Origin of the sequence: Veillonella sp. CHU110, assembly GCF_003992255.1 — a bacterium.
Taxonomy (GTDB): domain Bacteria; phylum Bacillota; class Negativicutes; order Veillonellales; family Veillonellaceae; genus F0422.
The window spans coordinates 1-1068 of record NZ_RQVA01000037.1 but is presented as its reverse complement, the minus strand read 5'-3'; the positions used below and the strand labels follow the sequence as shown (position 1 = coordinate 1068).

The window sequence follows — 1068 nt, the reverse complement described above, 5'->3', positions numbered from 1 at the left end:
TGTAAGGGTATAATACATTTGTGACAAAAAAATAAAAAAATAAGAAGGCTCTCTGTTATAATGAAAGTTGCTAAACCGAATCATTATTTCAAAGGAGAGACCTTCTTATGTCATCTATTATAACTGAAGAATTACGCTTTCGTAAACTAATTTGTGAATATGCTATTAAACATAAAAACAATGCTGAAGCAGCTAGACGGTATCATACAAGTAGACAACAAGTACAACGTTGGGTAAAACGCTATGATGGAACGATTGAATCCTTGCGCTTAAAGAGCCGTAGACCTCACTCACATCCAAATCAACATTCAGCAGAAGAATTATCCCTAATTAAGCGTGTATATTCGAAGTTTAAGCATGAAGGGTTGGCACAAGTATATACAGAAGCTAAGAAACGCGGATATACCCGTTCCTATGGATCGATGTGTTGTCAAATACGCAGGCATATACCTAAGACAAAGGAACCTAAACAATATTATAAAAGCAATTGGAAACCTGATGTGGTTACATACCCAGGTGAAAAAGTTCAAATTGATATTAAATATGTACCTAATGAATGCTTGCTGTTTAACACCAATGGCATTAAATACTACCAAATTACGGCTATAGATGAATACTCTAGGAAACGTATACTATCTATTGTAGACGAGAAGAGCGTAACTAATACGAGTAGATTCTTAGTAGATTTAGAGGCTCGTATGGGCTTTAAAATACGTACGATACAGACAGATAATGGGCGAGAGTTTACTAATTACGGTCGTAAAGAACAAGAGTGTTTGTTTGATCGAGTATTACGTAAATTAGGTATAAAACATAAGCTAATACGTCCATTTTCTCCATGGCAAAATGGAAAGGTAGAGCGGAGTCATAAGGTTGATGGAGAAAGATTCTATACAAGAAGATTTAGGAGTCTTGACGCTTTCTTAAAGGCACATCAACGATATGCAAGTAGATATAATAACATAGCACAGAAAGTATTGGGGTTTAAATCACCCAATGAATATATAGCAGAGTACTTCTTAAATAAACTTTTAGGAGGTTGTGTCACAAATGTTTGACTACCGTAGA

At 35.1% G+C, this 1068-nt stretch carries 1 protein-coding gene; it reads left to right on the top strand.

What is annotated here, in order from left to right; translation table 11 throughout:
- The first annotated feature begins 107 nt into the window (after positions 1–107).
- A complete protein-coding gene (locus EO122_RS08135) occupies positions 108–1058 on the top strand; it encodes a DDE-type integrase/transposase/recombinase (protein WP_127010150.1) in 951 nt (316 codons plus the stop codon).
- The last annotated feature ends 10 nt before the right edge of the window (positions 1059–1068 follow it).

Bases quoted from the DNA above. Each gene is read 5' to 3' on its own strand.
- EO122_RS08135 (WP_127010150.1), top strand. From the start codon at position 108: ATGTCATCTATTATAACTGAAGAATTACGCTTTCGTAAACTAATTTGT.